Annotated in this window: 16 protein-coding genes; 8 read left to right on the top strand and 8 right to left on the bottom strand. The window is 63.5% G+C overall.

What is annotated here, in order from left to right:
* Window position 1: 1 nt before the first annotated feature.
* On the bottom strand, window positions 2–979 hold the full coding sequence (locus KKQ75_RS04815) for a GMP reductase (RefSeq protein ID WP_213360710.1): 978 nt from the start codon (window positions 977–979) through the stop codon (window positions 2–4).
* A 186-nt stretch (window positions 980–1165) separates the two neighbouring features.
* Between KKQ75_RS04815 and KKQ75_RS04810 the strand changes: the two genes are divergently transcribed.
* Together KKQ75_RS04810 and KKQ75_RS04805 are read left to right on the top strand one after the other, a co-directional pair.
* Window positions 1166–3574 carry a UvrD-helicase domain-containing protein gene (locus tag KKQ75_RS04810; RefSeq protein ID WP_213360708.1) on the top strand — a complete coding sequence of 803 codons (2409 nt, stop codon included), beginning with the start codon at window positions 1166–1168 and terminating at the stop codon, window positions 3572–3574.
* Between the two features lie 79 nt (window positions 3575–3653).
* A complete protein-coding gene (locus KKQ75_RS04805) occupies window positions 3654–4259 on the top strand; it encodes a copper resistance protein NlpE (protein ID WP_213360706.1) in 606 nt (201 codons plus the stop codon).
* 29 nt (window positions 4260–4288) lie between these two features.
* Here the strand turns inward: KKQ75_RS04805 and KKQ75_RS04800 are convergent, their stop codons facing one another.
* Entirely contained in the window at window positions 4289–5353 is a 1065-nt protein-coding gene (locus tag KKQ75_RS04800; RefSeq protein ID WP_213360705.1) for a quinone-dependent dihydroorotate dehydrogenase, read from the bottom strand.
* A gap of 85 nt (window positions 5354–5438) precedes the next feature.
* Between KKQ75_RS04800 and rpiA the strand changes: the two genes are divergently transcribed.
* Window positions 5439–6110, top strand: a complete 672-nt coding sequence (gene rpiA, locus KKQ75_RS04795; RefSeq protein WP_213360704.1) for a ribose-5-phosphate isomerase RpiA — start codon at window positions 5439–5441, stop codon at window positions 6108–6110.
* Window positions 6111–6210: 100 nt separating this feature from the next.
* Here the strand turns inward: rpiA and gdhA are convergent, their stop codons facing one another.
* The 5 genes from gdhA to KKQ75_RS04770 all read right to left on the bottom strand — a co-directional run bounded on the left by gdhA (window position 6211) and on the right by KKQ75_RS04770 (window position 14150).
* Window positions 6211–7563 carry an NADP-specific glutamate dehydrogenase gene (gdhA, locus tag KKQ75_RS04790; protein ID WP_213360703.1) on the bottom strand — a complete coding sequence of 451 codons (1353 nt, stop codon included), beginning with the start codon at window positions 7561–7563 and terminating at the stop codon, window positions 6211–6213.
* A 371-nt stretch (window positions 7564–7934) separates the two neighbouring features.
* Window positions 7935–10007, bottom strand: coding sequence for a M3 family metallopeptidase (locus KKQ75_RS04785; RefSeq protein WP_213360702.1), 2073 nt, complete (start codon window positions 10005–10007; stop codon window positions 7935–7937).
* A gap of 68 nt (window positions 10008–10075) precedes the next feature.
* Window positions 10076–10933: a bifunctional methylenetetrahydrofolate dehydrogenase/methenyltetrahydrofolate cyclohydrolase FolD gene (gene folD, locus KKQ75_RS04780; protein ID WP_213360701.1), complete on the bottom strand. Its 858-nt coding sequence runs from the start codon at window positions 10931–10933 to the stop codon at window positions 10076–10078.
* Window positions 10934–11010: 77 nt separating this feature from the next.
* Window positions 11011–11637 (bottom strand): response regulator transcription factor, encoded by a 627-nt coding sequence (locus KKQ75_RS04775; protein WP_213360700.1) that lies wholly within the window; start codon window positions 11635–11637, stop codon window positions 11011–11013.
* A complete protein-coding gene (locus KKQ75_RS04770; RefSeq protein WP_213360698.1) occupies window positions 11634–14150 on the bottom strand; it encodes a PAS domain-containing sensor histidine kinase in 2517 nt (838 codons plus the stop codon). The genes KKQ75_RS04775 and KKQ75_RS04770 overlap by 4 nt, the downstream gene beginning before the upstream one ends.
* Before the next feature lie 218 nt (window positions 14151–14368).
* Here KKQ75_RS04770 and aceE point away from each other — a divergent pair, with 218 nt between their 5' ends.
* The 3 genes from aceE to lpdA are packed head-to-tail and all read left to right on the top strand — an operon-like array spanning window position 14369 to window position 20734.
* Window positions 14369–17077 carry a pyruvate dehydrogenase (acetyl-transferring), homodimeric type gene (gene aceE / locus KKQ75_RS04765; RefSeq protein WP_371686277.1) on the top strand — a complete coding sequence of 903 codons (2709 nt, stop codon included), beginning with the start codon at window positions 14369–14371 and terminating at the stop codon, window positions 17075–17077.
* A gap of 23 nt (window positions 17078–17100) precedes the next feature.
* The gene (gene aceF / locus KKQ75_RS04760) at window positions 17101–18861 is read left to right on the top strand and encodes a dihydrolipoyllysine-residue acetyltransferase (RefSeq protein WP_213360697.1); all 1761 of its coding nucleotides are present in this window, start codon (window positions 17101–17103) and stop codon (window positions 18859–18861) included.
* Window positions 18862–18871: 10 nt separating this feature from the next.
* A complete protein-coding gene (lpdA, locus tag KKQ75_RS04755) occupies window positions 18872–20734 on the top strand; it encodes a dihydrolipoyl dehydrogenase (RefSeq protein ID WP_213360696.1) in 1863 nt (620 codons plus the stop codon).
* Window positions 20735–20869: 135 nt separating this feature from the next.
* Here lpdA and KKQ75_RS04750 read toward each other — a convergent pair whose 3' ends face one another.
* Window positions 20870–21451 (bottom strand): C40 family peptidase, encoded by a 582-nt coding sequence (locus tag KKQ75_RS04750; protein ID WP_213360695.1) that lies wholly within the window; start codon window positions 21449–21451, stop codon window positions 20870–20872.
* Between the two features lie 272 nt (window positions 21452–21723).
* Here KKQ75_RS04750 and KKQ75_RS04745 point away from each other — a divergent pair, with 272 nt between their 5' ends.
* Both KKQ75_RS04745 and KKQ75_RS04740 read left to right on the top strand, forming a co-directional pair.
* On the top strand, window positions 21724–22326 hold the full coding sequence (locus tag KKQ75_RS04745) for an isochorismatase family protein (RefSeq protein ID WP_213362678.1): 603 nt from the start codon (window positions 21724–21726) through the stop codon (window positions 22324–22326).
* A gap of 107 nt (window positions 22327–22433) precedes the next feature.
* Window positions 22434–24404 carry a propionate--CoA ligase gene (locus KKQ75_RS04740; RefSeq protein ID WP_213360694.1) on the top strand — a complete coding sequence of 657 codons (1971 nt, stop codon included), beginning with the start codon at window positions 22434–22436 and terminating at the stop codon, window positions 24402–24404.
* Window positions 24405–24483: the final 79 nt, after the last annotated feature.

Here is a 24483-nt window from a genome sequence, read left to right as displayed (position 1 = left end):
ATTACATCAGCAGGTGTTCGGCATTATTGTCGCCGCCCAGTATGACGTAATTTACCTTGCGGATATCCATCAAGGCACGTCCGCCCGAATAGCTGATGGAGCTTTGCAGATCCTGCTGCATTTCCAGCAGGGTGTCGGCCAGCTTGCCCGTGATGGGCTCCAGAATGCGCTTGCCCTCCACATGGCGATATTCGCCCTTGTTGAAATCGCTGGCCGAGCCGTAGTATTCCTTGAACAGCTCGCCGTCCACTTCCACCGTGCGGCCGGGGGATTCCTCATGGCCGGCAAACAGCGAACCGACCATCACCATGGTGGCGCCGAAGCGGATGGATTTGGCAATATCGCCATGGCTGCGAATGCCGCCATCGGCAATCAGCGGCTTGGTAGCCACGCGTGCGCACCATTTCACCGCGCTGAGCTGCCACCCGCCGGTACCGAAGCCGGTCTTGAGCTTGGTGATGCACACCTTGCCCGGACCGATGCCGACCTTGGTGGCGTCAGCGCCCCAGTTCTCCATATCGATCACCGCCTCGGGCGTACCGACGTTGCCGGCAATCACGAAACTCTGCGGCAGCCTGTCCTTGATGTGGCCGATCATGTGCTTGACCGAATCGGCATGGCCGTGGGCGATGTCGATGGTGATGTATTCGGGCACCAGACCCTCCCGAGCCAAGGTGTCGACGGTGGCGCGGTCCTCCTCCTTGATGCCCAGCGAGATGCTGGCATACAGCCCCAGTTCGTGCATGCGGCGCACGAAGGCGACCGAATCCAGGTCGAAACGGTGCATCACGTAGAAATAGCCATTCTGTGCCAGCCAGATGCACAGCGGCTCGTCCACCACGGTTTTCATGTTGGCGGGCACGGCGGGGAGCTTGAAGCTGCGCGGGCCGAACTGCACGCTGGTGTCGCACTGACTGCGGCTTTCGACGCGGCATTTGCGCGGCAGCAGGAGTACGTGGTCGTAGTCGAAGATTTCCATGGAATTCCAAGTCCTTTGCTTGCGACGAAACAGACAAAAAGAAAGGCACTTGGATTGCACCGCGGTCCCCGGTCATGCCTGTGAAGCAGGCACAAAAAACCGGGCGCAAATACTTGGGCCCGGTAGTTGATTCTAGCCTTGATCGGCACATCGTGCATGGGGCGCTCAGCTTTCTACAATAGCACCATGTCTTCCCTATTCGACGATGATTTCTTTGCGCCCGCCGCCCCCATGGCAGGCGCCGGCGATGCCCTGCTGCGCGGCCTGAACGACGAGCAGATGCGGGCCGTCACGCTCCCCGACGAGCATGCCCTGATTCTGGCCGGTGCCGGCTCCGGCAAGACGCGCGTGCTGACCACACGCATTGCATGGCTATTGCAGCAGCAGCGCGTATCGCCCGGCGGCATCATGGCCGTGACGTTTACCAACAAGGCGGCCAAAGAGATGGCGGCGCGCCTGTCGGCCATGCTGCCCATCAACGTGCGCGGCATGTGGATCGGCACCTTCCACGGTCTGTGCAACCGCTTTCTGCGTGTGCACTACAAGGTGGCGAACCTGCCGCAGGGCTTCCAGATCCTGGACACGCAGGACCAGCTCTCGGCCATCAAGCGCCTGTACAAGCAGTTCAACATCAATGATGACCAATTCCCCGCCAAGCAGATGCAGTGGTTCATCGGCGGCTGCAAGGAAGAGGGCATGCGCCCGGGCGACGTGCCGGTGCGTGATGCCGAAAGCCGCAAGAAGGTAGAGATCTATCAGCTCTACGAGGAGCAGTGCCAGCGCGAAGGCGTGGTGGACTTTGGCGAACTGATGCTGCGCAGCTACGAAATCCTCCGTGACTATCCGCTGGTGCGCCAGCATTACCAGCGCCGCTTCCGCCACATTCTCGTGGACGAGTTCCAGGATACCAACCGCCTGCAGTACCTCTGGCTCAAGCAGTTCGTGCCCGAGGCGGGCAGTCCGGTGCCGCGCAATGCCATCTTCGCGGTGGGCGACGATGACCAGAGCATCTACGCCTTCCGCGGTGCGCGCGTGGGCAACATGAACGATTTCGTCACCGAACTGAAAGTGCAGCACCAGATCAAGCTGGAACAGAACTACCGCAGCTACAGCAACATTCTGGACAGTGCGAACGCACTGATCAGTCATAACACGCGCCGCCTGGGCAAGAACCTGCGTACCGACCAGGGCTGCGGCGAGCCGGTCCGCGTGGTGGAGCTGCCTGGCGATCTGGCCGAGGCACAGTGGATCGTCGACGAGATCAAGCAACTGGTGCGCGACGGCAGTGCGCGCAAGGAAGTCGCCATTCTCTACCGCAGCAACGCGCAGAGCCGGGTGATCGAATCGACGCTGTTCAACCATGCGATTCCCTACCGCGTGTATGGCGGCCTGCGCTTTTTCGAGCGAGCTGAGATCAAGCACGCGCTGGCCTACCTGCGCCTGCTGGACAATTCGCGCGATGACACTTCCTTCCTGCGCGTGGTGAACTTTCCGCCGCGCGGCATCGGGGCACGCACGCTGGAGCAGTTGCAGGATGCCGCCCGCGGCGGCAATACCGCGCTGGTGGATGCGGTGCAGCAGGTGCCCGGCAAGGCCGGGGCCAATCTGGCCTCGTTCGTGGCCAAAATCGATGCCATGCGCGAGCAGGCAGACCAGATCACGCTGAAGGAAATCGTCGAGCTGGTGCTGGAAAACAGCGGTCTGCTGGAGCATTACCGCAACGAGCGCGACGGCGCCGACCGGGTGGAAAACCTGCAGGAACTGGTCAACGCCGCCGAAAGCTTTGTCAGTTTGGAAGGCTTTGGCAAGGAAAGCGCCGGCATGCACCAGCTCGATACCAGCGCAGCACCCGCCTGGCCCGGCGAGAGCGAGGCCGCCGCGCAGGATGCGGCGATCACGGCCAGTGCGGCCGACGTGCTGCCCGATGGCGAAACCCTGTCTCCGCTGGCCGCCTTCCTCACCCATGCGGCTCTGGAGGCCGGAGACAACCAGGCTCAGGCTGGCCAGGACGCCGTGCAGCTGATGACCGTGCACGCCGCAAAGGGCCTGGAATTCAACAACGTGTTCATCAGCGGCCTGGAAGAGGGTTTGTTCCCGCACGAGAACTCCCTCAACGACTACGACGGTCTGGAAGAAGAGCGCCGCCTGATGTATGTGGCCATCACCCGCGCACGCCAGCGCCTCTACCTGAGCCACGCGCAGACGCGCCTGCTGCACGGCCAGACGCGCTACAACATCCGCAGCCGCTTCTTCGACGAACTGCCCGAGGAATGCCTCAAGTGGATCACCCCCAAGCGCGCCGGCTTTGCCGATGCCATGCCGGGCTACGAAGGCCGCTGGGGCGGCAGCCAGGGCGATAGCTGGAACCGCGACGTGCGCCAGGCCGTGGGGCAGGGCGCAGCCGAAGTGGTGCGCAAGACCGAACCGGCGCATGGCCTGAAGAAAGGCATGCGCGTGTTCCACACCAAGTTCGGCGAAGGCACGGTGCAGATGCTGGAAGGCAGCGGCGCCGATGCCAAGGCGCAGATCAACTTCAGCCGCCACGGCGTGAAGTGGCTGGCCTTGAGCGTCGCCAAGCTCACGCCGATCGACTGAACCCGTTCCGGCACCGGCCCGTCCGCGCGATGCACAATAGGGCCGATGCACGAATCAGACTGACCAGGAGAGATTCCCCATGCGAGCCCTGTCCCGCACCTTGCAAATGACCCTGACACTGGCCGGAGCCGCCTGGCTGGCCGGCTGCGCCACCGTGTCGCTCGACAATCCGGGCTGGCCGCCGGTCGATGGCCGCCGCTCCGCGCCCATTGAAACCCGCAGTACTGCTCCATCCCGCATCCCAGCGCCCGTTCCGCCGCCGCCCTCCGTGCAGGACCAGCTGGAAGATGCCGGCGTCGTCGTCACGCCGGTGCAGGATGCTTCTTTGCCGCGCGTTCCGGTCGCATCCGAGCCGGAGGCCCAGGCGCAGGACCTGTCCTGGGTCGGCCACTACGACGGCATGCTGCCCTGTGGCGATTGCGAGGGCATCCGCACGCTACTGTCGCTGTACGAGAACCACACCTATATCCTCAGCATGAAACGCGAAGGCAGCAACAGCCTGCCCAGCATCATGCGGGGAGCCTTCAGTTGGAATGCCGATCACACCGTGGTGCAGCTGGACCAGAATGCCCAGAACCGCCGCTACCAGGTGCTGGGCGGCTCGGCCCGCCTGCTGAACAAGGACGGCAGCCTGATCACCGGCGTGCTGGCGGATCGCTATATCCTGAAGCAGCGGCAGGACTGAGCCGCTGACCGGCCGGGGGCGCCCGCGCTTTAACGCTTCAACGCTTTCGCCACCTCATGCACCAGCGCCGGCCCGCGATAGATCAGGCCGGTGTAGATCTGCACCAGATCCGCTCCTGCAGCCAGCTTGCTGCGCGCATCCTCGCCGCTCAGCACACCGCCCACGCCGATGATCGGGAAGTCCTTGCCCAGCTTCGCACGCAGCTCGCGGATGACGTGGTTGCTCTTTTCCAGCACGGGTGCGCCGCTCAGGCCGCCGGTTTCCTCCGCGTGGGGCAGGCCCTGCACAGCCTCGCGCCCGATGGTGGTGTTGGTGGCAATCACGCCCAGCTTGCCGGCATGGCTGCCATCGGCATTGCAGCCATAGCGGCGCAGCGTGGTGGCAATCAACTCGATCTGGTCCTGCTCCAGATCCGGGGCGATCTTGATGAACAGCGGCTTGTCCTTGCCATGCTGTTGCGCCAGCGCGGCGCGGCGCTGCATCAGGGTGTCCAGCAGGGCATCCAGCGCCTCGTCGCTCTGCAGCGCACGCAGGTTCTTGGTGTTGGGGCTGCTGATGTTCACCGTCACGTAATCGGCCCAGGGATAGACGCCATCCAGGCAGATGAGGTAGTCGTCCGCCGCCTGCTCGATCGGCGTGCTCGCGTTCTTGCCGATGTTCAGGCCCAGCAGGCTGCGGCTATTGGCTGGCCGTGTGCGCTGCACATTGCGCACAAAGGCCTCCAGCCCCTCGTTGTTGAAGCCCAGCCGGTTGATCAACGCGTTGGCCTTGGGCAGCCGGAAAATACGTGGCTTGGGGTTGCCCGGCTGGCCCTTGGGCGTGACGGTGCCCACCTCGATCGAGCCAAACCCCATCGCCTCCCAGGCCGCAATGCAGCGCGCGTTCTTGTCCAGACCGGCGGCCAGGCCCACGCGGTTGGGAAAACGCAGCCCGCACAGCATCACCGGATCGTCCACGAAGGGCTGCGTATAGGCGCGGCGCAGCAGCGAGGAGTGCTGGGTCTTTGCCAGCATGTCGATGGTGGTTTCGTGGGCGGTTTCCGCATCCAGGCGGAACAGCACGGAGCGGGACAGGGAGTAGGGGATCAGGGACATATTGCTGTGTTCTAGTTGTTGGTGTGCCTGCTGCAGCGGGCACAATATGCGTATTGTCCCAAATCCTTTGCAGGAAAAGCAGCCCATGACCCAAGACGAACTCAAAACCCTGGTCGGCCAGGCCGCCCTCAACTACGTCACCCCCGGCACCATCGTCGGCGTGGGGACGGGTTCCACCGTCAACAAGTTCATTGATGCGCTGGGCACCATGAAGGACCAGATCCAGGGCGCGGTGAGCAGTTCGGTGGCTTCCACCGAGCGTCTGCAGGCGCTGGGCATTCCGGTGTTCCCTGCGGAAGAGGTGGAATGGCTGGATGTGTATATCGACGGCGCTGACGAGATTGACGGCCACGGCTACATGATCAAGGGCGGCGGCGCGGCGCTGACGCGCGAGAAGATCGTTGCCGCGCAAAGCCGCCGTTTCGTCTGTATTGTCGATGCCAGCAAGCGCGTGGAGGCGCTCGGCGCTTTCCCGCTGCCGGTCGAGATCATCCCCATGGCCGCCGGCCGGATCATGCGCCAGTTCGAGGAAATGGGCGGACAGGCCAGCGTCCGCCTCAAGGACGGCGTGCCGCTGGTGACTGACAACGGCCAGCATATCCTCGATGTGCACGGCCTGCGCATCACCGATCCGCTTGCCTTCGAGAATCTGGTCAACCAGTGGCCAGGGGTGGTCACCGTGGGCGTGTTTGCGCACCAGAAGGCGCATGTGTGCCTTCTGGGCACGGAGCAGGGCGTCGAGACACTGCTCTACTGATCGCCCGATTAACCCATGAAAAAACCCGGTCGGTGCAAACCTTCCGGGTTTTTTCTTTTGTCAGCCCTCCGTGAAGGAGGGCAGCAGCCGCATCAGGCAATCAGCAAACGCCTTGGGCCAGCATGGCATCGGCCACTTTGACGAAGCCGGCGATGTTGGCACCGTCCACGTAGTTGACGCGGCCCTTGCCGTCCTTGCTGCCGTAAGCCACGCAGTTGCTGTGGATGTCGGTCATGATGTTCAGCAGCTTGGCGTCGACTTCCTGGCTGCTCCAGTACAGGCGCTGGGCGCCCTGGGCCATTTCCAGGCCGGACACGGCCACACCGCCGGCGTTGCTGGCCTTGCCAGGTGCGTACAGCACTTTTTCGTTGGCCAGGAACACTTCCACGGCTTCCAGCGTGCTGGGCATGTTGGCACCTTCGGCCACGCAGATCACGCCGTTCTTCACCAGGGTCTTGGCGTCTTCCTCGTTGAGTTCGTTCTGGGTGGCGCAGGGCAGGGCAATGTCCACCGGGATGTGCCACGGGGTTTTGCCTTCTTCGTACTGCAGGCCGAACTGCTCGGCAAACTCGCTCATGCGGCCGCGCTTCTCGTTCTTCAGGTCCATCAGGGCCAGCAGCTTCTCCTTCGTGAAGCCGTTGGCGTCATACACGGTACCATTGGAGTCGGAAGCGGTCACCACCTTGGCGCCGAATTCCATGGCCTTCTCGATGGCGTACTGGGCCACGTTGCCGGAGCCGGACACGGAGACGGTTTTGCCTTCCATGGAGTTGCCGGCATGCTGCAGCATGGCCTGGGCAAAGTACACGGTGCCGTAGCCGGTGGCTTCGGGGCGGATCAGGCTGCCGCCGTAGGTCAGGCCGCGGCCGGTGAAGACGGTGCCGGTGTTGTTCGACAGCTTCTTCATCATGCCGTTCATGAAGCCCACTTCACGCGCGCCCACGCCGATGTCGCCAGCAGGCACGTCGGTGTCGGGGCCGATGTGGCGGTACAGCTCGGTCATCAAGGCCTGGCAGAAGCGCATCACTTCGTTGTCGCTCTTGCCCTTGGGGTCGAAATCGGAGCCGCCCTTGCCGCCGCCCATGGGCAGCGTGGTCAGTGCGTTCTTGAAGGTCTGCTCGAAAGCCAGGAACTTCAGGATGGACAGGTTGACGGAGGGGTGAAAGCGCATGCCGCCCTTGAACGGGCCGATGGCATTGCTGTGCTGGATGCGGAAAGCGCGGTTGACGTGGGTCTGGCCCTTGTCATCCTGCCAGCTCACGCGGAACTGGATCACGCGCTCGGGTTCGCACAGACGCTCGAGCAGGGCTTGCTGGGCGTAGCGCGGATTCTGCTGCACGAACGGCCACAGGCTCGACAACACTTCCTTGACCGCCTGCAGGAATTCGGGTTGATTGGGGTCGCGCTTGATCAGCGTGGCCAGGAAAGAGTCGAGGGAGGTGTTTTGTAGCATCTTGTCGTGCCCGTATCGTGAGGAGATATAAACCCCCGGAGAGGCGCACCGTCCCGCACACACACGACACAATCCTGCGCTCTTTCCGGATCAGGGCAGGTATTAACCTGCCACAAAGGCCGTCAGAACTTCGTCCGCATCACACTTTGCAGGTGAATTTTACAGACGTCGAAAGCATCCATGGACACTTTTGGGCCACGAATTGATGCAGCGCACCATTGTTACGGATGCGTCAAGCCAAAATGTTGCCGTGACGATACGCTGAAGCGCGCGTGGAAGCCTCCACGCGCGCTCGGGATTGCATGATGTATTACGGCGACCGGGGTGAGATTCAGTCAATGCCCTGGGTCACGCCAGGCTGACGAAACCGCTCAGGCCGGCTCGGCCATGCCCTGATGCCGCAGCAGCGCCTCGATGCTGGGCGTGCGGCCGCGGAAGGCCTTGAAGGACTCCATGGCCGGACGGCTGCCGCCGCGCTCCAGGATTTCCTCGCGGAAGCGGCGGGCCGTGGCCGGGTCGGGTGTGCCGTCGAAGGCGGCGGTTTCCTCGAAGGCGGCGTAGGCATCGGCGCTCAGCACCTCGGCCCACTTGTAGCTGTAGTATCCCGCCGAGTAGCCGCCGGCAAAGATATGGCTGAAAGTGTGCGCCATGCGGTTCCACTCGGGCGGCAGGATCACGGCTACTTCCTGGCGCACGGCGTGCAGCAGCGGCATCACGTCGGTCGGCGCCGGATTCTGGCTGTGCAGCAGCATGTCGAACAGGGCGAATTCCACCTGACGCAGCGTTTGCATGCCGCTCTGGAAGTTGCGTGCGGCCAGCATGCGCTCGTACAGTTCGCGCGGCAGCGGCTCGCCGGTATCCACATGGGCCGTCATGTCGCGCAGCACGCTCCATTCCCAGCAGAAGTTTTCCATGAACTGGCTGGGCAGTTCCACAGCATCCCATTCCACGCCGCTGATGCCGGAAACATCGTGCTCGTTCACCTGCGTCAGCATGTGGTGCAGGCCGTGGCCGGTTTCGTGGAACAGCGTGATCACGTCATCGTGTGTCAGCAGCGGCGGCTTGCCGCCCACGCCTTCGGCAAAGTTGCAGACCAGATGGGCGACCGGGGTCTGCAGGCTGCCGTCGTCCGGGCGCACCCAGCGGGCGCGCACGTCGTCCATCCAGGCGCCGCCGCGCTTGCCCTGGCGTGCGGGCGGATCGAGGTAGAACTGGCCCACCAGCACACCGTTGCGTTCCAGACGGTAGAACTCCACGCTGTCGTGCCAGACCGGCGCATGGTCGCGCCGGATGCTGACGTCGAACAGGTTTTCGACGATCTTGAACAGGCCGGCCAGCACCTTGGGTGCCGGAAAGTACTGCTTCACTTCCTGCTCGCTGAAGGCATAGCGCGCTTCCTTGAGCTTTTCGCTGATGTAGGGCCAGTCCCAGGGCTGGGGATCGTGCAGCTTAAGTTCCGTGGCGGCAAACTCGCGCAGGTCGGCGACGTCCTTTTCGGCATAGGGGCGGGCCTTGGAGGCCAGATCGCGCAGGAAGCCGATGACTTCGTCCGGCCGGTCGGCCATCTTGGGCACCAGCGAGACCTCGGCAAAGCTGGTGAAGCCCAGCAGCGCGGCTTCTTCCTGGCGCAGGGCCAGAATCTCGGCCATGACGGCGCTGTTGTCGTACTTCACGGCATCGCCTTCGGCCTGCTCCGAGGCGCGCGTGTTGTAGGCGCGATAGAGCTTCTGGCGCAGGGCGCTGCTGTCGGCAAACTGCATCACGGGCAGGTAGCTCGGGATCTTGAGGGTCAGCTTGTAGCCCTGCTTGCCGTCGGTTTCGGCGGCTGCGCGTGCTGCGTCGATCACATCCTGCGGCACACCCCGCAGCTCTTCCAGCCTAGCGTAATAGGCCCAGGTGTCGGTCGCATCGAGGGCGTTTTCGCTGAACTTCTGCGTCAGCTCGGCCATGCGTTCCTGGATGGCGGCGTAGCGCTCGCGGGCGGCGCCCTGCAGTTCGGCACCGCTCAGAACGAAACCGCGCAAGGCGTTCTTCAGGGCTTGCTGCTGTTCGGCGTTCAGGCTGCTGGCGTCAATCGCCTTGTATTTGGCGTAGAGGCGTTCATCGGCACCCAGGCGCGTCCAGAAATCGGACACGGCCGGCAGCATGGCGTTGTAGGCAGCACGCAGTTCGGGGGTATCGCATACGCTCTTGAGATGGCCGACCGCACCCCAGGCACGCCCCAGTTTTTCGGTGGCAACGTCCAGCGTGGCAGCCAGTTGCTGCCAGTTGGCGGGAAACTCCGGCGCCGTGACGGTGCTCAGTGCCTGATCGGCATCCGCCAGCAGTTGGGTGATGGCGGGCGCGACGTTTTCAGGCCGGATCTGGTCGAACAGCGGCAGGGCGCCGAAGTCGAGCAGGGGGTTGGAGGAAGGGCTGGGAGAGGCAGGAGTGGATGCAGTCATCCTGCCCATGTAAGGCTGAACGCCGGCCCTTCAAGGGTAGAGAGCCGCCCGCGTTCATGAGCGCTGATTCAGCGCGCAGCCGCCTCGCGCTCGGCCGCCTCGATGGTGTTGACCAGCAGCATGGTGATGGTCATCGGGCCGACTCCGCCCGGCACCGGCGTGATGTAGCCGGCCACGTCCTTCACGCCCTCAAAGTCGACGTCGCCGCAGAGCTTGCCTTCGTCGTTGCGGTTCATGCCCACGTCCAGCACCACGGCACCGGGCTTGACCATGTCGGCCGTCAGCACGTTGCGCTTGCCCACGGCGGCGACGATCACATCGGCCTGCAGGGTCTGCGCCTTCAGGTCGGCGGTGCGGCTGTGGCAGATGGTGACGGTGGCATCCTTGGCCAGCAGCATCAGTGCCATCGGCTTGCCCACGATGTTGCTGCGGCCGATCACCACGGCGTGCTTGCCTTTCAGGTCGTAGCCGATGCTTTCCAGCATCTTCATGCAGCCGTAGGGCGTGCAGGGCCAGAAGCCGGGCATGCCGGTCATCAGGGCGCCTGCGCTGGCGATATGGAAGCCGTCCACGTCCTTGGCCGGGCTGATGGCCTCGATCACTTTCTGGGCATCGATGTGTGCAGGCAGCGGCAGTTGCACCAGAATGCCGTGGATGGACGGGTCGTTGTTCAGGGCGTCCACGCGGGCCAGCAGCTCGGCTTCGGTCATTGAGGCGTCGTATTTTTCGAGCACGGAGTGCAGGCCGTTGTCTTCGCAGGCCTTGACCTTGTTGCGCACGTAGACCTGGCTGGCCGGATTGTCGCCCACCAGCACCACGGCCAAGCCGGGCGTGATGCCCCTGGCCTTGAGCGCAGCGGCGCGCTCGGCCACTTCGCCGCGCAGTTTCCGGGAGAGTTCGTTACCGTTGATGAGTTGGGCTGTCATGGGAGATCCTGGAAAAATGGATTGATCAAAAAAACATTCCCGCTCGGGCGGGAATGCTGGTGCAGGGTGGGGCGTGCTCAGGACTTGGGGGCGTTGGAACCCAGTGCCACCTTGAGCAGGTCGGCCACCGTATTGGCGTTTAGTTTTTCCATGATATTGGCGCGGTGCGCCTCCACCGTCTTGATGCTGATGTTCAGGTCATCGGCAATCTGCTTGTTCAGGCGGCCGGCCACGATGCGCTCCAGCACCTGGGCTTCGCGGTTGGTGAGCTTGCCCAGCAGCGATTCGCGTGTGCTGGCCTGCTGGTGTTCGGCAAATGCGGCGCGCGCACGATCCAGCATCTTCTCGACCAGGGCTTCCAGGTCTTCCTCGCGGAAAGGCTTCTGAATGAAGTCGAGCGCGCCTTTTTTCATGGTCTCGACCGCCATGGGCACGTCGCCATGGCCAGTGATGAACACGATGGGCAGCGGCGATTTGCGCTCGATCAGGCGATCCTGCAGATCCAGGCCGCTCATGCCATCCATGCGGATATCCACGAACATGCAGGCGACCTCGCGCGGGTCGTAGCGGCTGAGAAAGGTCTCGGCGGAGTCGAAGCAGCGCACGCGGTAGCCCTTGCCCTCAAGCAGCCACTGCAGCGAGTCGCGTACGGCCTCGTCATCATCCACGACGTAAATGGTGCCTTTTTCTGGAATCAAGCTCATGATGTGATCGTCTGTGAGTCGCTGGGAACAGGGGTGGTGGGGATGGGCAGCCAGAAAGTGAATCGGCACCCAGTCACCATATTGTCATTGTAGATGTTCTCGGCCATCAATCGGCCCTGGTGCGATTCAACAATGCTGCGGCACAGGTTCAGGCCGATGCCCATGCCCTCGGCCTTGGTGGTGTAGAACGCCTCGAACAGGTGGTCCAGCGTTTCCTGCGACAAGCCGGTGCCCTGGTCCTGGATGCTGAATTCCACCACCGGGCGGTCTTCGCGCACGGTGCTGCAAACCTCCAGGCGTACGTGGCGGCGGTCGGCCAGCATGCCTGCCTGGTCGATGGCCTCGGCAGCGTTCTTGAGCAGGTTGATCAGCACCTGTTCCACCAGGATTTTGTCCACGCGCAGGATGGGCAGGCCGCGCTCCACGCTGTACTGCAGGCGCACATTGCGGCGGCGCATCTCGATTTCGGCCAGTTCCACGGCCTCGACCACCATGGTCTCGACGTCGGCATCCGAATAGTTGGGTGTGCTGCGCTTCACGAAGGTGCGGATGCGCTGGATGATCTGTCCGGCGCGCTGGGCCTGGCGCGAGGTCTTGTCCAGTGCGCCCAGCAGTGCCTCCTGGTCGATCTGTCCGTTGCGCAGGCGGCTGATCATGCCGTTGCAGTAGTTGTTGATGGCGGTGAGCGGCTGGTTGAGCTCGTGCGCCACGCTGGAGGCCATTTCCCCCATGGTGACCAGACGGCTCGCGGCCTGGGCGCGCGCCTCGTGCTGGGCACTTTGCTCCTCGGCCTGGCGGCGAGCGGTGATGTCGGTGGCGACCACCAGCTGTGCCAGCCGGCCGTCCACCCATTCCAGATAGCGCGAACGCACCTCGATCCACTTGTCGAGCTGCGACAGGTAGATTTCCGTGTTGTTGCTGGCATCGTGCAGCGCGGCGGTCGGCAGTCCGGCGAGCGGGTCTTCGCCGCTGCGGGGGGTGCCGGTCGCGTCGCCACCGGGGCTGCCAGCCTTGGTCAGCATGCGCATGTGGCCTGCCGCGTTGTCGTCGCTGAACCAATGGCGGTAGGCCTGGTTGGCAAACAGCAGTTCGTTGCTGCCGAGCGGCGCAACGGAAATGCTCACGTCCAGCGCATCCAGCACGCGGGTGAAGCGTTCGTAGGCGTTCGTGAGCTGGCGTTTGATGCGGTTCGGTTCGGTGATGTCCGTCATGGACGACATCCAGCCCGTCTGCCGGCCATCCACGCCGATCAGCGGCGACATGTAGATGCGCGCCTCGAAGGTGGTGCCGTTCTTGCGCTGCACACGCATGATGTAGCCGCCCTGCGGGATCTGGTCCTGCAGGGTCTTGCTCAGGATGCGGTGGTGGCGTGTATGGTCATCCTCATGCCAGAAGGAGTAGGGCGGGCGCTGCCCGATCAGTTCTTCCGCGCTCCAGCCGGTCATCTGGCAGAAGGCCGCGTTCACGTAGCTGATGCGTCCGTCCAGATCCAGTGCGCGCATGCCGATGACCAGCGAGTTTTCCATGGCGCGGCGAAAGCTGGTTTCGGACAGCAGTTCCTGCTGCGAACGCTGGCGACGGCGCAGGTGACGCCAGTTGGCGATCAGCATCCAGGCAGTGAGTGCACTCAGGGCCAGCACCAGCAGGAACAGGCCGCGGTTGGTCATGCTGCTGCTGGCACGGTAGGCGCGCAAATGCAGGGTCAGCACGTTATCCACTGTTGCCAGCGGGGCGTTGTACACGCTGTTGTGCATGGAAGACCAGAGCTGCCACCAGGCCACTTTTTCATCGGGATCGACGTTCTGGCCGGCTACCACGCGCTTGTGCGCATCCATCAGCGAGACGGCGTACTGGGCGAACACGTCCGAAGGGATGGCGTAATACAGCAGCGATGACAGGTTGTAGCGCGCGTACAGATAGCCATTCGGTGCGTCGCGCTGCCCCAGTGGCAGCATGAAAGCGAGGAATGCGTCCTCGCCTTCGTGGCGTGTGATGAGCACATAGCGCGCCTGCCGTGCTTCGCGCACGGCCTCGAGCAGGCTGCGCTCCTGGGGCAGAGGCAGGGTGGCGCCCGGACGGGCCAGGGTGTAGGCCCCGGAATCATGCATTTCCCGCGAGGCGCGCGTGTTGCCGTCGGCGTCCAGCCAGGTCATGTCCAGCACCTCGGGGTTGTCGAGCGCCATACGGCTTACCTGCTGGGTGAACATCCCGGTTGAAACCCGGGCGGGATCCAGTTCGCGCCCGAACTTCTGCAATTGCTCCTGGCGCTCGGACAGGCGCAAGTTGACGCGCTGGCGCGAATGCTCGCCATCGCGTTGCACCGATTGCTGCTCGGCCTGCATCTCTTCCATGCGCAGATAGCTGATGGCGGCCACCACCGCCATCACGAACAGCAGCACCGCCAGCACCGGAAACAGGCCCATGAAACGGTCCTGCCGGTGCGCGGGAAGGTCGCGCCACCACTGCAGCGAAGTCAGGGGCTTGCCCCGCCGGGATCTGGTGCTGTTGCCCATGAAAACGATGATTGACCTTGTGCGACGACGGTTTGAAGAGAACTCAGCCGCCCATCATGCCAGCCCAGCTTTGTATGGGCCTTACAGAATGTGATCGATTGGTCATATTTTTATAATATAAAAACAATCATCATATTTTGAAATAGGGGTTTCCTTGTGAGATACTGCCTGTGCATTTATGCACAATCCCTTGAGAACCACAAACACAGGAGACAACCATGCCAGACGCACAGATGCCGGTGGACGGTCACATCATTCCGGATACCGACAGGGAAGAAACCCGGGAATGGGTAGACGCCCTGGCTGCGGTGATCGCCAACGAGGGCAGGGAACGCGCCCATTTCCTGCTGGAGCACCTGCTGGAAACGGCCCGCCAGCACAGCATGGACATGCCGTTTTCCGCCCATACGGCCTATGTCAACACGCTGGAGCCCGAGCAGGAAGCCCGCAACCCCGGCAACGTCACCATCGAAAAGCGCCTGCGTTCCTTCATGCGCTGGAACGCCATGGCCATGGTGGTGCGCGCCAACCGCCTCAACCCCGCTGACGGCGGCGATCTGGGTGGCCACATCGGCTCCTTCGCCTCGCTGGCCAGCATGCTGGGGGCCGGCTTCAACCACTTCTGGCACGCCGAAAGCGAAAACCACGGCGGCGACTGCCTCTACATCCAGGGTCACAGCGCGCCCGGCATCTATGCCCGCGCCTACCTGGAAGGCCGTCTGACCGAAGAGCAACTCGACAACTTCCGTCAGGAAGTCGGCGGCAAGGGCCTGTCCAGCTACCCGCACCCCAAGCTGATGCCCGACTTCTGGCAGTTCCCCACGGTGTCCATGGGTCTGGGCCCGCTGATGGCCATCTACCAGGCGCGCTTCCTGAAGTACCTGCACGCCCGCGGCATTGCCAATACCGAAAACCGCAAGGTCTGGGTGTTTCTGGGCGACGGCGAGATGGACGAGGTGGAAAGCCTGGGCGCCATCAGCCTGGCCTCGCGCGAGAAGCTGGACAACCTGATTTTCGTGATCAACTGCAACCTGCAGCGCCTGGACGGTCCGGTGCGCGGCAACGGCAAGATCGTGCAGGAACTGGAAGGCGAATTCCGTGGTTCCGGCTGGAACGTGATCAAGCTGCTGTGGGGCAGCAACTGGGATCCGCTGCTGGCCCGCGACAAGGACGGCAAGCTGCGCCAGCTGATGATGGAGGTGCTGGACGGCGACTACCAGTCCTTCAAGGCCAACGACGGCGCCTACGTGCGCAAGCACTTCTTCGGCCGCTACCCCGAAACGGCCAAGCTGGTCGAGCACATGAGCGACGACGAGATCTGGGAACTGCGCCGTGGTGGCCATGATCCGCAGAAGGTCTATGCCGCGTTCCATGCTGCCAACGAGCACAAGGGCCAGCCCACCGTGCTGCTGGTCAAGACCATCAAGGGCTTCGGCATGGGCAAGGCCGGTGAAGGCAAGAACACCGTGCACCAGACCAAGAAGCTGAGCGATGACGATATCCGCTACATCCGCGACCGCTTCAACATCCCGATCCCGGACAGCGAGCTGCCCAGCATTCCGTATTACAAGCCGGCGGATGACACGCCCGAGATGCAGTACCTGCACGCCCGCCGCAAGGAACTGGGGGGCTATCTGCCGCACCGCCGCGCGAAGAGCGACGAGAGCTTCACCGTGCCTTCGCTGGAAACCTTCAAGGCCGTGCTCGAGCCCACTGCCGAAGGCCGTGAGATCAGCACCACGCAGGCCTATGTGCGCTTCCTGACGCAGCTGCTGCGCGACCAGGCCCTGGGCCCGCGCGTGGTGCCCATCCTGGTGGACGAGGCCCGTACCTTCGGCATGGAAGGCCTGTTCCGCCAGATCGGCATCTACAACCCCGCTGGCCAGAACTACACCCCGGTCGACCGCGACCAGGTGATGTACTACAAGGAGCAGACCGACGGCCAGATCCTGCAGGAAGGCATCAACGAAGCCGGCGGCATGTCCAGCTGGATTGCCGCTGCCACCAGCTACTCCACGTCGAACCGGATCATGATCCCGTTCTACGTCTATTACTCCATGTTCGGCTTCCAGCGCGTGGGCGATCTGGCCTGGGCGGCTGGCGACATGCAGGCGCGCGGTTTCCTGCTGGGTGGCACCTCCGGCCGTACCACGCTCAACGGCGAAGGCCTGCAGCACGAGGACGGCCACAGCCACATCCTGGCCGGCACCATCCCGAACTGCGTCACTTACGACCCGACCTTCGCGCATGAAGTGGCCATCATCCTGCACCACGGCCTCAAGCGCATGGTCGAGAAGCAGGACAACGTGTTCTTCTACCTCACGCTGCTGAACGAGAACTACGCCATGCCTGGCCTGACGCCCGGTACGGAAGAGCAGATCATCAAGGGCATGTACCTGTGCAAGCCCGGCGCCGAAGGCGTGCAGCAGCGCGTGCAGCTGCTGGGCTCCGGCTCCATTCTGCGCGAGAGCATCGCAGCGCAGGCCCTGCTGGCGCAGGACTGGGGCATTGCCGCAGACGTCTGGAGCTGCCCGAGCTTCAACGAGCTGGGTCGCGACGGCCAAGACGCCGAGCGCTGGAACCTGCTGCACCCGCTGGAGACGCCGCGCAAGTCCTTTGTGCAGCAGCAACTGGAAGGCAGCACCGGCCCGGTGATTGCCTCCACCGACTACATCAAGGCCTACGCCGAGCAGATCCGTCCGTTCATCCCGGCCGGTCGCAGCTACCGCGTGCTGGGCACAGACGGCTTCGGCCGCAGCGATTTCCGCTACCGCCTGCGCGAGCACTTCGAGATCGACCGCCACTACATCGTGCTGGCCGCGCTCCGCTCGCTGGCCGACGAGGGCAAGCTGCCGGTGGCCAAGGTGGCAGAAGCCATCGCCAAATACGGCATCGACGCCGACAAGATCAACCCGCTGTACGCCTGATCCGGCGCGAAAGGAGACAGACTATGGCAACGATCGAAGTCAAGGTGCCGGATATCGGTGATTTTTCCGATGTGGCAGTGATCGAGGTGCTGGTCAAGGCCGGTGACACCGTCAAGGTGGAGCAGAGCCTGATCACGGTGGAGAGCGACAAGGCCTCCATGGAAATTCCCTCCAGCCATGCTGGTGTGGTGAAGGAAGTCAAGGTCAGCCTGGGCGACAAGGTGCGCGAAGGCTCCGTGGTGCTGCTGCTGGAAGCCTCCGATGCAGACGCAGGGCAGGGGGCGGCCGCGCCTTCCCCGGCCAATGCCGAGCCGCCGGTGGGGGGCAGCGAAGTGGTTCCGGGGGCGAGCGAAGCATCTGCCGCAGCACGCGCCGCCGACACGGCCGGCGCCGGCGTGCTGCAACAGCAGGCGCATGCCGCCCCGGGCGGCAGCGTCGAAGTGCGCGTGCCCGATATTGGTGATTTCAAGGATGTCGCCGTCATTGAGCTGTTCGTCAAGCCCGGCGATACCGTCAAGGTCGAGCAGAGCCTGCTCACCGTGGAGAGCGACAAGGCATCGATGGAGATCCCGTCCAGCCACGCTGGTACCGTCAAGGAAGTCAAGGTCAACCTGGGCGACAAGATCAACCAGGGCGACCTGATCGTGATTCTGGGGGCTGCCGCTGGCGCATCCGCGCCGGCTCCGGCCGCTGCACATTCAGAGAGTGCTGCAGCCCCGATGCAAGCCGCAGCCGCTCCTGCACAGGCAGCAGCGCCCTCGGTGCAGACAGCAACGCAGGACGCAGCCCCCAAGGCAGCCGCCCCGGCCGCAGCACATAACCCTGCTGCAGCACCCGCAAGCGGCAAGCTGCCACATGCATCGCCCTCCGTACGCAAGTTCGCGCGCCTGCTGGGCGTGCCGATTGCCGAGGTCAAGGGCACTGGTCCCAAGGGCCGCATCACGCAGGAAGACGTCCAGTCCTTCACCAAGGCCGTCATGTCCGGTGCGCTGCAGACGCAGGCGCAGGCGGCCAAGGCTCCGGCCGGCGGCGGCGTGACCGGTGGCGGCGAACTCAACCTGCTGCCCTGGCCCAAGGTCGATTTCGCCAAGTTCGGCGAAATCGAAACGCAGCCGCTGTCGCGCATCAAGAAGATTTCCGCACAGAACCTGTCGCGCAACTGGGTGATGATCCCCGCGGTTACTTACCACGAGGATGCCGATATCACCGAACTGGAAGCCTTCCGCGTCCAGCTCAACAAAGAGAACGAGAAGGCCGGCATCAAGGTCACCATGCTCGCCTTCCTGATCAAGGCCTGCGTCAAGGCGCTGCAGAAGTTCCCCGAGTTCAACAGCTCGCTGGATGGCGACAACCTGGTGCTGAAGAAGTACTTCAACATCGCCTTTGCCGCCGATACCCCGAATGGTCTGGTGGTACCGGTCATCAAGAACGCCGACCGGAAGTCTGTGTTCGAGATTGCCCAGGAATCCGGCGAACTGGCGAAGAAGGCGCGCGACGGCAAGCTGGGCCCGGCCGACATGCAGGGTGCCTGCTTCACTATCTCCAGCCTGGGCGGCATTGGAGGCACCTACTTTGCGCCCATCGTCAATGCTCCCGAGGTGGCGATTCTGGGCGTCAACAAGAGCGCCATGAAACCGGTGTGGGACGGCAAGCAGTTCGTGCCGCGCCTGACGCTGCCGCTCTCGCTCACGGCCGACCATCGCGTCATCGACGGTGCACTGGCTACCCGTTTCAACGTCTACCTGGCGCAGCTGCTGGCTGATTTCCGCCGCGTGGCACTCTAAGGAGCTGAAGATGAGCGAAGTGCAAGTCAAGGTTCCCGATATCGGCGATTTCGCCGAAGTGGCCGTGATCGAGGTGTTGGTCAAGCCCGGCGACACCATCAAGGTGGAGCAGAGCCTGGTCACTGTCGAAAGCGACAAGGCCTCGATGGAAATCCCGTCCAGCCATGCCGGCGTGGTCAAGTCACTGGCGGTGCAACTGGGCGACAAGGTCAGCGAAGGCTCCGTGCTGCTGACGCTGGAGGTGCAGGAGCAGGGTGCGGCCGCTGCTCCGGCGGCTGGACAGACAGCGGCAGCCACGGCCAGTGCCGTCCCTGCCCAGGCAGGCGGGGCCGCCGGCTCTGCTGCCGCGTCCACGCCAGACGCATCTGCGCCAGCGCCCGCAGCTTCCAGCTACACCGGCCAGGTCGACCAGCAATGCGACGTGCTGGTGCTGGGCGGCGGCCCCGGTGGCTACAGCGCCGCTTTCCGCGCCGCCGATCTGGGCCTGAATGTGGTGCTTGTCGAGCGCTATGCCACCCTGGGCGGCGTCTGCCTGAACGTGGGCTGCATCCCGTCCAAGGCACTGCTGCACGTGGCAGCCGTCATGGACGAAGTCAGCCACATGGCCGACCTCGGCGTGGAATTCGGCAAACCGGTCGTCAACATCGACAAGCTGCGTGGCCACAAGGAAAAAGTCATCGGCAAGCTCACTGGCGGCCTCGCCGCCATGGCCAAGATGCGCAAGGTCACCGTGGTACGCGGCTACGGCGCCTTCGTCAGCCCCAACCATGTGCAGGTCGAGGAAACCACCGGCACCAGCCAGGAAAAGACGGGCAAGATCACCACCATCGGCTTCCAGAAGTGCATCATTGCCGCTGGCAGCCAGGCCGTGCGCCTGCCCTTCATGCCCGAAGATCCGCGCGTGGTCGACAGCACCGGTGCGCTGGCGCTCAAGGAAGTGCCCAAGCGCATGCTGATCCTCGGCGGCGGCATCATCGGCCTGGAAATGGGTACGGTGTACAGCACGCTGGGCGCGCGTCTGGACGTGGTCGAGATGCTGGACGGCCTGATGCAGGGCGCCGACCGCGATCTGGTCAAGGTCTGGCAGAAGATGAACGCCCACCGTTTCGACAACATCATGCTCAAGACCAGGACGGTGGCTGCCAAGGCGACCGAAGCGGGCATCGAGGTGACGTTTGCACCAGCGGAAGAGGGCGGCCAGGCTCCGGCTCCGCAAACCTACGATTTGGTGCTGCAGGCCGTGGGCCGCAGTCCCAACGGCAAGAAGATCGCTGCCGACAAGGCGGGCGTGTCCGTCAGCGACCGCGGCTTCATCTCGGTCGACGTGCAGATGCGCACCAACGTGCCGCATATCTTCGCCATCGGCGACATCGTCGGCCAGCCCATGCTGGCGCACAAGGCGGTGCATGAAGCCCATGTGGCAGCCGAAGTCATTGCAGGGGAACTCAAGGGTGACAAGGATCTGGCAGCCGCCGCCTTCGATGCCCGCGTGATTCCCAGCGTGGCCTACACCGATCCCGAAGTGGCCTGGGTCGGCCTCACCGAGGAGCAGGCCAAGGCACAGGGCATCAAGGTCAGCAAGGGCCTGTTCCCGTGGTCGGCCTCCGGCCGCGCTATCGCCAATGGCCGCGACGAAGGCTTCACCAAGCTGCTGTTCGACGAGGAAACGCACCGCATCGTCGGTGGCGGTATCGTCGGCACGCATGCGGGCGACATGATAGGCGAAATCGCACTGGCGATCGAGATGGGGGCCGATGCGGTCGACATTGGCAAGACCATCCATCCGCATCCCACGCTGGGCGAAAGCATCGGCATGGCAGCGGAAGCCGCGCATGGCAGCTGTACCGACTTGCCGCCGCAGAGGCGCAAGTAAGTACGGAAAGACCTGACAGAAGAAACGCCGGTCGCCCCAGGGCTGCCGGCGTTTTTCATGTCCTGCCGCTCCAGAAACAGGAAAGCGACCACCAGGGTCGCTTTCGTGTGAAGAAACTGTGAAGCCGCCGGGCGATCAGTTGCCCATCTGCGAGGCAATATCGAATGCCGTCTTCGTGGTGATGGTGCCGGCCACGCCTTCGCTGCCCGGAACGCGACGGGCGCCGTTGAAGCGGGAAGACCAATAGCTGCCATCCATGCTTTCCACGCGTACGCGGGCGCCGGAGCGGGGCGCGTGGATGAACTTGCCGTCGCCCACGTAGATGCCCACATGGCTGAAGGCGCGACGCATGGTATTGAAGAACACCAGGTCACCCGGACGCAGCTCGGAGCGGGAGATGCTCTGGGTGGCCGCGGCCTGATCGGCAGCACGACGGGGCAGCACCTGACCCAGCGTCTTTTCATAGGTGGCGCGAACAAAGCCGCTGCAGTCGAAGCCGGATTCGGCCGAGGTGCCGCCATATCGGTACGGCACACCGATGAAGCCCATGGCCGTGCTGACCAGGTCGGACGCGGTATTGCGTACGTTCTGTCCTACGTTCTGGATCTGGGAGCTGATCCTGCGTTCCTGGAGGAAGCTGTCAAGTTCATCGGAGGGGGAAGCATGGGCCACGGAAGCGAACAGACCCACGAACAGGAGGACAGGCAATTTCTTCATGGGAGCGTAGTTTATCGGACATGTAGGTGAAATCCGACACGGATACACAGAGATAACCGACTTTTACCCGCTTTTTTGTATCAAAAGACCATTTTTTCCTGAAACAAGCCTGACAGTACCCTTTTTCGTCAATCCCTTGTCAGGATTTGTGATATATGCCTGCGCTCAAAGTGCGTAGGGGATATCCGCTAGGCCGCATCGGGACGGGCAGGGGAAAAGCAGCCCATAATCCCATGGATACCCCGAATGAACCAGAACAGAAGGACACGCCCATGCTGCTCAACGTCGAAGAATCCCAGCTCGTCCTGGTCGATTACCAGGAACGCCTCATGCCTTTCATCCACGAAGGCGACATGGTGGTGCGCAACGCCGTCCGCCTCGGCAAGATCGCCCGCATGCTGCAAGTCCCCGTCTGGGGCACCGAAGAGAACCCCTCGCGCCTGGGCCCGAATGCGCCCGAGGTGCGCGAGCTGTGCGACAAGACCCTGTCCAAGATGTACTTCAATGCCTGCGAGGATGGCCTGTCCGACGCACTGCGTCCGCCGGCACGGCCGGTTTCGGGCAATGCACGCAGCCTGCCGCGCCACCTGCAGAAGAACATCGACAAGCCGGCCGAGCGCAACACCATCGTGATCGCCGGCTGCGAGGCACATGTCTGCCTGATGCAGACCGCCCTGGGCCTGCTGGAGGACGAGTTCGACGTCTGGGTCGTGACCGACGCCTGCAGTTCCCGCACCGAGCGCAACCGCGATGCCGGCTTCGATCGCCTGGCCACCGCCGGCGCCGAACTGGTGACCACCGAGATGGTGGCCTTCGAATGGATGCGCACTGCCGAGCATCCGCAATTCCGCGATGTGCTGGCCCTCATCAAGTAAGCATTCGGCCGGGTCTAAGGACTAACCCGGTTTCTGCTTTTGCGCGCCCACGAAAGCAGCATTTCTCCTCTGGAGTGTCAGCCGCGCGCAAGAAAAGATGTCACATAATGCTGCAGATAAAAATACGGACACAAGGAGCCCTCATGCAGAGTTACGCAGACTTCCATCAACAGTCTCTGGACAACCGCGACGCCTTCTGGGCAGAGCAGGCCAAGCGCATTGACTGGGAAACCCCGCCCCAGCAGATCTGCGACTACAGCAACCCGCCGTTTGCCCGCTGGTTCGTCGGCGGCAAGACCAACATCTGCCACAACGCGGTGGATCGCCACGCTGCCAAGCGCCCCAACGATGCCGCCCTGATCGCGGTTTCCACCGAAACCAATACCGAAAAGACCTATAGCTTCTCCGAGCTGCAGCGTGAAGTCGAGCGCATGGCCGCCACGCTGCTGGATCTGGGCGTGCAGCAGGGCGATCGCGTGCTGATCTACATGCCGATGATCGCCGAGGCCTGCTTTGCCATGCTGGCCTGCACCCGTATCGGCGCCATTCACTCGGTCGTGTTCGGAGGCTTTGCTTCCGGCTCCCTGTCCACCCGCATCGACGATGCGCAGCCCAAGGTCATCGTGAGTGCAGACGGGGGTTCCCGCGGCGCCAAGCCCGTGCCCTACAAGCCTCTGCTGGACGAAGCCATCAACCTGGCGCAGCACAAGCCGGCCGCCGTGCTGCTCGTCGATCGTGGCCTGACCCCCATGAATCTGGTCGAAGGCCGCGACGTATTGTGGGGTGATCTGCGTGCCAGACACATGGACGCACAGGTGCCTTGCGTCTGGCTCGACTCCACCGCTCCGAGCTACACCCTGTACACCAGCGGCACCACCGGCAAGCCCAAGGGCGTGCAGCGGGACACGGGCGGCTACGCCGTGGCGCTGGCAACCAGCATTCCCTACATCTACGGCGGCCAGCCCGGCGAAACCTTCTTCTCCACCAGCGACATCGGCTGGGTGGTGGGTCACAGCTACATCATCTATGGCCCGCTGCTGGGCGGCATGGCCACCATCATGTACGAAGGCCTGCCCACGCAGGGCTTTGATCACCAGCCCGACGGCGGCATCTGGTGGCGCCTGGTCGACAAGTACAAGGTCAGCGTCATGTTCAGCGCGCCTACGGCCATCCGCGTGCTCAAGAAGCAGGACCCCGCGCACCTCACCAAGCACGATCTCTCCAGCCTCAAGGCCCTGTTCCTGGCCGGTGAGCCGCTGGATGAGCCCACGGCCAAGTGGATTTCCGATGGCCTGAATGGCAAGCCGATCATCGACAACTACTGGCAGACCGAAACCGGCTGGCCTATTCTGGGCATCTCCAACGGCATTGACGGCGTCGAGAAAAACCAGCCGCGCTTCGGCAGCCCGGGCTTTCCCACCTATGGCTACAACGTGCGCCTGGTGGATGAGGCAACCGGCCTGGCCGTCGAGGGCGATGATGCCAAGGGCGTGCTGGTGGTCGAGGGCCCGCTGCCTCCCGGCTGCCTGCAAACCGTGTGGGGCGACGACAAGCGTTTCGTCAGCACCTACTGGAACAAGATGGAAGACGCCGCCACGGGCGAAGGCCGCTGGGTGTACAGCACCTATGACTGGGCGCGCCGTGATGCCGATGGCTACTACTTCATCCTGGGCCGCACCGACGACGTGATCAACGTTGCCGGCCACCGTCTGGGCACGCGCGAGATCGAGGAGAGCATTGCCGCTCACCCCAACGTGGCCGAAGCGGCCGTGGTGGGGGTGGCCGACGACGTCAAGGGCCAGGTGGCTCTCGCCTTCGTCACGGCCAAGTCTTCCGAAGGTCTGGACACGCCCGAAGGCGTCAAGAAAATGGAGCAGGAAATCATGCGCCAGGTCGATGGCGACCTGGGTGCGGTGGCGCGTCCGGCACGCGTCATGATCGTGACGGCCCTGCCCAAGACGCGCAGCGGCAAGCTGCTGCGCCGCGCGCTGCAGGCCGTGGCCGAAGGCCGCGACCCGGGAGACCTGACCACGATTGACGACCCGTCTTCGCTGATGGCCATCAAGAGCATGGTCTGACCCCAGAAAGGCAGGCAGGCTGGCAACAGCCTGCCTTGCGGCCAGCGTCGGATCATGCGCAAAGTAAGCGCGTGGTCAG

Source organism: Brachymonas denitrificans (assembly GCF_907163135.1).
Classification (GTDB): Bacteria; Pseudomonadota; Gammaproteobacteria; order Burkholderiales; family Burkholderiaceae_C; genus Brachymonas; species Brachymonas denitrificans_A.
The sequence above is the reverse complement of the archived record's forward strand: the minus strand, read 5'-3'. Positions and strand labels throughout refer to the sequence as shown.